6 protein-coding genes are annotated in these 10,601 nt (G+C 71.0%); all 6 read left to right on the top strand.

The features are described 5' to 3' along the window. Nucleotides 1–48 precede the first annotated feature (48 nt). Nucleotides 49–2,196, top strand: a complete 2,148-nt coding sequence (glgX, locus tag OG738_RS42310; RefSeq protein WP_329049548.1) for a glycogen debranching protein GlgX — start codon at nt 49–51, stop codon at nt 2,194–2,196. Between the two features lie 325 nt (nt 2,197–2,521). Further along, complete coding sequence (locus OG738_RS42305) at nt 2,522–4,504, top strand: maltotransferase domain-containing protein (RefSeq protein ID WP_329049547.1); 1,983 nt, start codon at nt 2,522–2,524, stop codon at nt 4,502–4,504. A gap of 51 nt (nt 4,505–4,555) precedes the next feature. Continuing rightward, nucleotides 4,556–6,364: a maltose alpha-D-glucosyltransferase gene (gene treS / locus OG738_RS42300; RefSeq protein WP_329049545.1), complete on the top strand. Its 1,809-nt coding sequence runs from the start codon at nt 4,556–4,558 to the stop codon at nt 6,362–6,364. 5 nt (nt 6,365–6,369) lie between these two features. Continuing rightward, nucleotides 6,370–7,743 (top strand): maltokinase N-terminal cap-like domain-containing protein, encoded by a 1,374-nt coding sequence (locus OG738_RS42295; RefSeq protein WP_329049544.1) that lies wholly within the window; start codon nt 6,370–6,372, stop codon nt 7,741–7,743. A 4-nt stretch (nt 7,744–7,747) separates the two neighbouring features. Continuing rightward, nucleotides 7,748–9,955, top strand: a complete 2,208-nt coding sequence (gene glgB, locus OG738_RS42290; RefSeq protein ID WP_329049543.1) for a 1,4-alpha-glucan branching protein GlgB — start codon at nt 7,748–7,750, stop codon at nt 9,953–9,955. Nucleotides 9,956–10,193: 238 nt separating this feature from the next. Then, nucleotides 10,194–10,586 carry a hypothetical protein gene (locus tag OG738_RS42285; protein WP_329049542.1) on the top strand — a complete coding sequence of 131 codons (393 nt, stop codon included), beginning with the start codon at nt 10,194–10,196 and terminating at the stop codon, nt 10,584–10,586. Nucleotides 10,587–10,601 lie beyond the last annotated feature (15 nt).

Genomic DNA, 10,601 nt, shown 5'->3' with positions numbered 1-10,601 from the left:
CCGGCATATCCCGCGCGGGGAGCGGGCGGCATCTGGGACGATTCAGGAATGGCCACACGACCCTCGACCCAGCACGTCCGCGCCGGACGCCCGTTCCCGCTCGGCGCCCACCCGGAGGCCGGCGGGGTCCGGTTCGCGATCACGTCCGCCGTCGCGGACGCGGTGGACCTGTGCCTGATCGACGCCGACGGGTCCGAACGGCGGATCGCGCTCACCGAGCGCACTTTCGGCGTCTGGCACGGCCTGGTGCCCGGGGTGACGCCGGGGCAGCGGTACGGCTACCGGATCCACGGCCCGTACGACCCGGCCCGCGGCCTGCGCTGCAACCCGCACAAGCTGCTCGTCGACCCGTACGCCCGGCAGATCACCGGCGGGCTCACCGACCTGCGCGCGGCCCAGGGCTTCACCGGCGACCCCGAGCGCGGCCCGATGTCCACAGTGGACTCGCTGGGCAGCGTGCCGCTGTCGGTGGTGTCCTCGCCGGGCGGCCCGGACACCGGCGTCAAGCCCGAGGTGCCGTTCGAAGAGGCGGTGATCTACGAACTGCACGTCAAGGGGTTCACCCAGCAGCACCCGTTCATCCCGGAGGCGCTGCGCGGCACCTACCTCGGCCTGGCCCACCCGGTCGCGATCGAGTACCTGACCCGGCTCGGCGTCACGTCCGTCGAGCTGCTGCCGGTGCACACGTTCCTCGACGAGCCGTCGCTGGTGCGGGCCGGTCGGCACAACTACTGGGGGTACTCGCCGCTCGGCTTCTTCGCGCCGCACGCCGCCTACGCCAGCGAGCCCGGCCACGAGGTCGAGGAGTTCCGGCTGATGGTGGCCGCGCTGCACGCGGCCGGCATCGAGGTGATCATCGACGTCGTGTTCAACCACACCTGCGAGGGCGGGCCGGACGGGCCGACGCTGAGCTTCCGCGGGCTGAACGCGCCGGTGTACTACCTGCACACCGACCGCGGGCACATGGCCGACATCACCGGCTGCGGCAACACCCTGGAGGCCGGCTCGCCGACCGTGGTCCGGCTGGTCACCGACTCGCTGCGGTACTGGACGCAGGAACTCGGCGTCGACGGCTTCCGGTTCGACCTGGCCAGCACGCTCGGCCGGGCCCGCGGCGGCGTGTTCGACCCCACCTCGACGCTGCTCACCGCGATCACCACCGACCCGGTGCTTTCCCGCTGCAAGCTCATCGCCGAGCCGTGGGACGCGACCGGCGAGGGCTACCGCGTCGGCGGCTTCGGTGCCCAGTGGGCGGAGTGGAACGGCCGCTACCGCGACACCGTGCGCGACTTCTGGCGCGGCGCGACCGGCGTGCGCGACCTCGCCTACCGGCTCTCCGGTTCGTCGGACCTCTACGACCACAACCTGCGCCGGCCGTGGCAGTCGATCAACTTCGTCACCGCGCACGACGGCTTCACGCTGCGGGACCTGGTGTCCTACAACGAAAAGCACAACGAAGCCAACGGCGAGGACAACCGCGACGGCGGCAACGACAACCGCTCGTGGAACCACGGCGTCGAGGGCGAAACCGCCGACCCGGAGATCCGCGAGCTGCGCGCGCGGCAGGTGCGGAACATGTTCGCCACGCTGCTGCTGTCCACCGGCACCCCGATGATCACCGCGGGTGACGAGTTCTGGCGGACCCAGCGCGGCAACAACAACGCGTACTGCCTCGACGACGAGACGTCCTGGGTGGACTGGACGCCGGAGGACCCCGAGGCCGAGGCCATGCTGGCCTTCGCCCGCCGGGTCGTGCGGCTGCGGTCGATGAGCCCGGCGCTGCGGCAACCGGAGTTCTTCGAAGGCCGGACCACGCCGACCGGCAAGCCCGACCTGGTCTGGTTCCGCCCCGACGGCGAGGAGTTCGGCGAGACCGACTGGTTCGAGGACCGGCACACGCTCGGCATGTGGATCGACGGCTCGAACAGCCAGGCCCGCAACCGCGACGGCGAGCTGGTGCCCGACCACTCGTGGCTGCTGTGGCTGCACGCGGGGGAGGAGCCGGCCGAGGTGGTGCTGCCGGGCCGCGAGTACGGCGAGACGTTCAAGCCGACGCTCGACACGAGCACTTCGGACGGCAGCCCGGCCAACCCGGGCCCGCTGGAGGCCAAGAGCCGGGTGACCCTGCAGTCGCGTTCCCTCCTCCTGCTCCGCGCCCCCCGCCTGGCCTCCGAGCAACCGCCGGAAGGCCCCTGACCGACGTGATCAGAGGGTCGACACGGGTCCGGCTGCCGTGTCGACCCTCCAGTCACGCGTGTCGACCCTCCAGGCACGACGCGGGTGTCGTCCATTCGGGTACGGCTGGTGGCCGTTCGGGTCCGCGTGCCGTCCATGCCGAGGCGTCGCCCGGCGCGACGCCTGCGTAACCTGCCGGACACCGGCCGGAAATTCGTTGCGGCGGAAGCGTTTCGACCCGGTGAACCTGGGTACTCCGCTAGAGAACCCTGCCTCCCAGGCGCTTGATCGAGTCAGGCAGACTGTCGTCGCCTGCGTCCAACCGACACACCGAGGGGCGTTGCCCATGACCGGCCGGCTCGGCATCGACGACGTCTCCCCCAGCGTGAGCTGCGGCCGGTATCCGGCCAAAGCCGTTGTGGGGGAACACATCCCGGTCACCGCGACCGTCTGGCGGGAGGGTCACGACGCGGTCGCCGCGACCGTCGCGTGGCGCGGCCCCGGCGATCGGCTGACCCGCCAGACGCGCATGGTCCCGCGCGGACCCGACCACCCCGACGAGTTCGCGGCGGTGATCGTCCCGGACACCACCGGAACGTGGAACTACCGCATCGACGCCTGGGGCGACCCCTGGGCGACGTGGGAGCACAACGTCGAGGTGAAGGTCGCCGCCGGGCAGGGGCCCGAAGACCTCGCCAACGACCTCGAGAACGGCGCCCGGCTGCTGGAGCGCGTCTCCCGCCGCCCGGACCGCCGGGCCGAGAAAGCGCTCTTGACCGGTGCGGTGGCCGCGCTGCGCGACGAAGGGCGCAGCCTCGCCGAACGCGTCGGGCCGGCGCTCTCGCCCGAGATCCGCCAGCTCATGCACGAGTTCCCGGTGCGCGAGCTGATCACCAAGGGCAAGCCGCACAAGGTGTGGGTCGACCGCCGCCGGGCGGCGTTCGGCTCCTGGTACGAGCTGTTCCCCCGCTCCACCGGCGGCCTCGACGCCGAAGGCAAGCCGGTGCACGGCACCTTCACCACCGCCGCGGCCGCGCTCGACCGGGTCGCGAAGATGGGCTTCGACGTCGTCTACCTGCCGCCGATCCACCCCATCGGCCGCGTGAACCGCAAGGGCCCCAACAACACCCTCGACGCCAAGCCGGACGACGTCGGCTCGCCGTGGGCGATCGGCTCGGACGAGGGCGGCCACGACGCCATCCACCCGGACCTCGGCACGTTTGACGACTTCGACGCCTTCGTCGCCCGTACGGAAGAACTGGGCATGGAAGTGGCGCTGGACTTCGCGCTGCAGGCCGCGCCGGACCACCCCTGGGTGCTCAAGAACCAGGAGTTCTTCACCACCCGCCCGGACGGCTCGATAGCGTACGCGGAGAACCCGCCGAAGAAGTACCAGGACATCTACCCGATCAACTTCGACAACGACCCCAAGGGCATCTACGAGGAGATGCTGCGGGTCCTCACGGTCTGGATCGACCACGGGGTGAAGATCTTCCGGGTCGACAACCCGCACACCAAGCCGCCGGACTTCTGGGCCTGGCTGATCCAGTCGGTGAAGGACGCCCACCCGGACGTGCTGTTCCTGGCCGAGGCGTTCACCCGCCCGGCGCGGCTGTGGGGCCTGGCCCGGCTCGGCTTCACCCAGAGCTACACGTACTTCACGTGGCGGACCGGCAAGCAGGAGCTGATCGACTTCGCCATCGACCTGCGGGAGCACTGGCACGAGGGCCGGCCGAACCTGTTCGTCAACACCCCGGACATCCTCCACGAGTCGCTGCAGCGCGGCGGCCCCGGCATGTTCGCGCTGCGGGCCGCGCTGGCCGCGACGATCTCGCCGACGTGGGGCGTCTACTCGGGGTACGAGCTGTTCGAGCACGTCCCGGTCCGCGAAGGCAGCGAGGAGTACCTCGACTCCGAGAAGTACCAGCTGCGCCCGCGCGACTTCGAGCGCGCGCTCGCCGAAGGGCGCTCTCTGGAGCCGTGGATCGCGAAGCTGAACGCCGTTCGCCGCGCGCACCCGGCGCTGCAGCAGATGCGCACCCTGCACTTCCACCACGTCGACAACGACGCGCTGCTGGCCTACTCCAAACAGGACCCGGCCACCGGCGACACCGTGGTCACCGTCGTGACCCTCGACCCGTACGGGCCCCAGGAGGGCACGCTCTGGCTCGACACCGGGGCGCTCGGCTTCGAGGCGCACGAGCGGCTGATCGCGCACGACGAGGTCACCGGCGACACGTGGGACTGGGGCCCGGCGAACTTCGTGCGGCTCGAGCCCTGGCGCGCCGTGGCGCACGTGGTGTCGGTCCGGCGGCGGCTGGCCGGTTAGCCGGAACGCAGCGGATCGAACAACCGGGATCGAGGGACTGAGGTGGAAGACATGGCGGAGGAGGCCCGCCCCGACGCGGCACTCGGGCTGGACGGGGTGCCGCACACCGGTGAGGCGATGACCGCCGACGGCATGCTCGTGGAGCCCCAGGCCGGCGACTTCCGCTCGGCGCAGCAGGCGCCGAGCAACCCGGAGTGGTTCAAGGGCGCGGTGTTCTACGAGGTGCTGGTGCGCGCGTTCGCCGACTCGAACGGCGACGGCACCGGCGACCTGCGCGGCCTGGCCGGCCGGCTGGACTACCTGGCCTGGCTCGGCATCGACTGCCTCTGGCTGCCGCCCTTCTACGCGTCGCCGTTGCGCGACGGTGGCTACGACATCAGCGACTTCCGCGCGGTGCTGCCGGAGTTCGGCAGCGTCGAAGACTTCGTGTTCCTCCTGAACGAGGCGCACCGGCGGGGCATCCGGGTGATCACCGACCTGGTGCTCAACCACACCTCGGACGCGCACCCGTGGTTCCAGCAGTCCCGCAGCGACCCGGACGGCCCGTACGGCGACTACTACGTGTGGAGCGACGACGACTCCCGCTACGCCGACGCGCGGATCATCTTCGTCGACACCGAGACGTCGAACTGGACCTACGACCCGGTGCGCGGCCAGTTCTACTGGCACCGGTTCTTCTCCCACCAGCCCGACCTGAACTTCGAGAACCCCGACGTCCAGAACGCGATGATCGACACCCTGCGCTTCTGGCTCGACCTGGGCATCGACGGGTTCCGCCTCGACGCCGTGCCGTACCTGTTCGAGCAGGAGGGCACCAACTGCGAGAACCTGCCGCGCACGCACGAGTTCCTCAAGCGCTGCCGCAAGGTCGTCGACGACGAGTACCCGGGCCGGATCCTGCTCGCCGAAGCGAACCAGTGGCCGTCAGACGTCGTCGAGTACTTCGGCGACCCGGCGGTCGGCGGCGACGAGTGCCACATGGCGTTCCACTTCCCGCTGATGCCGCGGATCTTCATGGCCGTGCGCCGCGAATCGCGGTTCCCGATCTCGGAGATCCTCGCCCAGACCCCGCAGATCCCCAGCGGCACCCAGTGGGGCATCTTCCTGCGCAACCACGACGAGCTGACCCTCGAGATGGTCACCGACGAAGAGCGCGACTACATGTACACGGAGTACGCCAAGGACCCGCGGATGAAGGCCAACATCGGCATCCGCCGGCGGCTGGCTCCGCTGCTGGACAACGACCGCAACCAGCAGGAGCTGTTCACGGCGATGCTGCTGTCCCTGCCGGGCTCGCCCGTTCTGTACTACGGTGACGAGATCGGCATGGGAGACAACATCTGGCTCGGCGACCGCGACGCGGTGCGCACCCCCATGCAGTGGACCCCGGACCGCAACGCCGGGTTCTCCTCCTGCGACCCGGGCCGGATCTACCTGCCGGTGATCATGGACCCGGTCTACGGCTACCAGGGCCTGAACGTCGAGGCACAGTCGAACAACGACGCCTCGCTGCTCAACTGGACCCGGCGGATGATCGAGGTGCGCAAGCAGCACCACGCCTTCGCCGAAGGCGAGTTCGTCGACCTCGGCGGGTCCAACCCGAGCGTGCTGGCCTACAAGCGCCAGTGGCGTCGTCCGGACGGCGGCGAAGACGTCGTGCTCTGCGTGAACAACCTCTCCCGGTTCCCGCAGCCGGTGGAGCTGGATCTGTCCGCGCACCGCGGGTGCACGCCGGTGGAGCTCACCGGTGGCGTGCGGTTCCCCAGCATCGGGGACCTGTCGTACCTGCTGACGCTGCCGGGGCACGGCTTCTACTGGTTCCAGCTGACGAGCCCGGGAGACGAAGGCGAAGCGAGGTGAGTCCCTTGTCCGACCCGCGTGAGCTGGTCGACGAACTGACCGGCGACCTGAAGCGCTGGCTGCCCGAGCAGCGCTGGTTCGCCGGCAAGGACCGGCCGGTGACCGGTGTCCGGCCGCTCGGGGTGACCGAGCTGGTCGAAGGCGACCCGCAGCTGCTGCACGTGGTCGTCGAGGTCGCCCAGGACGATCGGCGCGAGCCCTACCAGCTGCTCGTGGGCCGGCGGACGCACCCGCCCGAGATCGCGTCCACCAGCTGGATCGGCGCGGTCGGCGACCTCAACGCCTACGAGGCGTCCGGCGACCTCGACGTCACCGGCGTGCTGCTGGACCTGATGGCGCGGGAGGGCCGCGTGGGCTCGCTCGTCTTCGAGCACGAGCCCGGCGTCGAGCTGGACACCGGTCTGCGGGCGCGGCCGATCACCTCGGAACAGAGCAACACGTCCCTGGTCTACGGCGGCCAGTACATCCTCAAGCTGTTCCGGAAGCTGACCCCGGGCAAGAACAAGGACCTGCTGCTGCACCGCGCGCTGCAGGGCGTCGGCAGCAAGCACATCGCGCAGGTGCTCGGCTCGATCACCGGCGACCTCGACGGCGAGCCGACCACGGTCGGCATGCTCCAGCAGTTCGTCGCGGACGCCGTCGACGGCTGGGCGATGGCCACCACCAGCGTCCGCGACCTGATGGCCGCGCCGGAGCTGCACGCCGAGGAGGTCGGCGGCGACTTCGCGGGCGAGGCCGAGCGGCTCGGGCGCGCGGTCGCCGAGGTGCACGCGGACCTGGCCGAGGCCCTCGGCACCGAGCCGGTCGACGCCGACGAGCTGGAACGGTCGATGAAGGCGATGCTCGACCGGCTCGACACCGTCGCCGGCCGGGTGCCGGAGCTGGCCGCGTACGCCCCGGCGCTGCGGGCGGCGTTCGAGACGCTGCGGACGATGCCCGTCGACGCCGTGACCATGCAGTACATCCACGGCGACCTGCACCTCGGCCAGGTGCTGCGGACCGTCACCGGCTGGCTGCTGATCGACTTCGAGGGCGAGCCGGCCGCGCCGGTGGAGGAACGGCACGCGCTGCGGTCGCCGTTGCGCGACGTGGCGGGCATGCTGAGGTCGTTCGACTACGCGGCCCAGCAGATGCTGGTCGGCCAGCCGGACGACCCGGCGCTGGCGGAGCGCGCCCAAGAGTGGTCGGAGCGCAACCGGGCGGCGTTCTGCGAGGGCTACGCCACGGTGGCGGCGGACCCGCGCGACCAGGGCGAGCTGCTGCGCGCCTTCGAACTGGACAAGGCGGTCTACGAGGTGAGCTACGAGCACGCGAACCGGCCGGACTGGCTGGGCGTGCCGCTCGCCTCGATCGCCCGGATCACCGACGGAGAGGGATGACGCCGTGAACGCGGTTCCGGAAGGCCTTCCGGCCGCGGCCCCGCCGGCCGCGGACATCGACCGGCTGCTCGCCGGCTCGCACCACGACCCGCACTCGGTGCTGGGCGTGCACGCGGTGGGCAAGGGCTTCGCGGCGCGGGCGCTGCTGCCCGGCGCCAAGGCCGTCGCCCTGGTCACCGGGGAGGACCGGCACCCGATGGAGCCGGTCATCGACGCCCTGTTCGCCGTCGCGGTGCCGGAGCACCCGGGCGACTACCGGCTGGAGATCGACTACGACGGGCACTCCGTCACCGCCGACGACCCGTACCGCTGGCTGCCCACGGTCGGCGAGCTGGACCTGCACCTGATCGGCGAAGGCCGGCACGAGCGGCTCTGGGAGGCGCTCGGCGCGCACGTCCGCAGCTACGAGACGCCGGGCGGCGTCGTCGAAGGGACGTCCTTCGCGGTCTGGGCGCCGAACGCCCGCGGCATCCGCGTGATCGGCGACTTCAACGGCTGGGACGGCCGCGGGCACGCCATGCGCTCGCTCGGCTCGTCGGGGATCTGGGAGCTGTTCGTGCCCGGCGTCGGCGCCGGGACGTGCTACAAGTTCCGGATCCTCGGTGCCGACGGGAACTGGCACGAGAAGGCCGACCCGATGGCGTTCGGGACCGAGCAGCCGCCCGCGACGGCCTCGGTCGTCACCACGTCTTCCCACGTGTGGGAAGACGACGAGTGGGTGGCGACCCGCGAAGCGACCCAGTGGGCCGCGGCGCCGATGAGCGTCTACGAGGTCCACCTCGGCTCGTGGCGGCCCGGGCTGGATTATCGCGAGCTGGCCGACCAGCTCGGCGACTACGCGGTCGAGACCGGCTTCACGCACGTCGAGCTGCTGCCGGTGTCTGAGCACCCGTTCGGCGGCTCGTGGGGCTACCAGGTGACGTCGTACTACGCGCCGACGTCCCGCTTCGGCTCGCCCGACGACTTCCGCTACTTCGTCGACCGCCTGCACCAGCGCGGGATCGGCGTGCTCGTCGACTGGGTGCCCGCGCACTTCCCCAAGGACAGCTGGGCGCTGGCCAAGTTCGACGGCACCGCGCTGTACGAGCACGCGGACCCGCGCCGCGGCGAGCAGCCCGACTGGGGCACGCTCGTGTTCGACTTCGGCCGCAACGAGGTCCGCAACTTCCTGGTCGCCAACGCGCTGTACTGGATCGAGGAGTTCCACCTCGACGGCCTGCGCGTCGACGCCGTCGCCTCGATGCTCTACCTCGACTACTCCCGCAAGGAAGGGGAGTGGCTGCCGAACCAGTACGGCGGTCGCGAGAACCTGGACGCGGTGAAGTTCCTGCAGGAGCTGAACGCGACCGTCTACAAGCGACACCCGGGGATCGTGATGGTCGCCGAGGAGTCGACGGCCTGGCCGGGCGTCACGCGCCCGACGCACCTGGGCGGCCTCGGCTTCGGCTTCAAGTGGAACATGGGCTGGATGCACGACACGCTCCGGTACCTGTCCCACGAGCCGATTCACCGCGCGTACCACCACAACGAGATGACGTTCTCGCTCGTGTACGCGTGGAGCGAGAACTTCGTGCTGCCGCTTTCGCACGACGAAGTGGTGCACGGCAAGGGATCCCTGTGGGGCCGCATGCCGGGCGACGCGTGGAACAAGGCGGCCGGGCTGCGCTCGCTGCTGGCGTTCATGTGGGCGCACCCGGGCAAGCAGCTGCTGTTCATGGGCGGCGAGTTCGGCCAGCCGGCGGAGTGGTCGGAGCAGCGGTCGCTGGACTGGCACCTGCTGGACGAGCCGCTGCACCGCGGCGTCCACGACCTGCTGCGGTCGCTGAACTCGGTGTACCGGAGCTGCCCGGCGCTGTTCAGCCAGGACACCTCGCCGGACGGCTTCCGCTGGATCGACGCCAACGACTCGAGCGGCAACGTGCTGAGCTTCCTGCGCATCGGCACCGACGGCTCGCGGCTGGCCTGCGTCGCGAACTTCGCGGGCGTCCCGCACCACGACTACCGCGTCGGCCTGCCCGCCGCGGGCCGCTGGCGCGAGGTGGTCAACACGGACGCGGAGGCCTACGGCGGTTCGGGCGTCGGCAACCTGGGCGCGGTGGAGGCGACGGAGGACGCGTGGCACGGCCAGCCGGCCTCGGCCGTCCTCCAGCTCCCCCCGGCCGGAGTCCTCTGGCTGATCGAAGAAACCCCGGAGCCCCCCGACGTCCCGTGACGAAACAGGCATCACCCGTGTCCCGAGAGGCATCACCCGTGATTGGGCAGGCATCGCGCTGATGCCCGCCCAATCACGGGTGATGCCCTCCTGATCACGCGAGATGCCCCGCCAATCACGCGAGTTACGCGCCCAATCACGCGAGTTCCGGCTCTGATCACGCGAGTCGCGTCTTCGAGCACGCCTGCCGTCCGAAAATGGGTCCGCCGGAGGCGTGTCGCGGGCTTACCATCGGTGCATGGCCGGCGCCGGCGGCGTCCTCGCGAACCTGATCCTCTTCGCCGTGGTCTGCATCGCTCCCACGGTGCTGTTCTGGTGCGCGCTGCGCGTCCCCAAGCTGGTCCGACGGCTTCTCGAGAGGCGCGCGAAGCCGCAGCCCCAAGGGCCGCCGATCGAGCGCGTCGCCGCGGACCTGCGGCGGGTGCACCGGCTGCTGGCCGGCTACCCGTCCGGCACCCCGGCCGCGCGGCGGCTGGGCACGCGCCAGGCGTACGACGAGCTGCTCACCCAGGCGTGCCGCCAGGTCGGCGTCTCGCACCGGCTCGCCGAGCTGCCCGAGGGCATGGACCGCGAGATCGAACGCCTGCGCGTCGAGGAGTCGCTGCGGGAGTGCGGCCTGGCCGTGCCCTGAGTTGTACGGCCCGTG

Source organism: Amycolatopsis sp. NBC_01488 (genome assembly GCF_036227105.1).
In the GTDB taxonomy this organism is placed as follows: Bacteria; Actinomycetota; Actinomycetes; order Mycobacteriales; family Pseudonocardiaceae; genus Amycolatopsis.
The sequence above is the reverse complement of the archived record's forward strand: the minus strand, read 5'-3'. Positions and strand labels throughout refer to the sequence as shown.

What these genes read in the sequence shown, in the direction of transcription:
- glgX (WP_329049548.1), top strand. Translation starts at nt 49, where the DNA reads ATGGCCACACGACCCTCGACCCAGCACGTCCGCGCCGGACGCCCGTTC.
- OG738_RS42305 (WP_329049547.1), top strand. Translation starts at nt 2,522, where the DNA reads ATGACCGGCCGGCTCGGCATCGACGACGTCTCCCCCAGCGTGAGCTGC.
- treS (WP_329049545.1), top strand. Translation starts at nt 4,556, where the DNA reads ATGGCGGAGGAGGCCCGCCCCGACGCGGCACTCGGGCTGGACGGGGTG.
- OG738_RS42285 (WP_329049542.1), top strand. Translation starts at nt 10,194, where the DNA reads ATGGCCGGCGCCGGCGGCGTCCTCGCGAACCTGATCCTCTTCGCCGTG.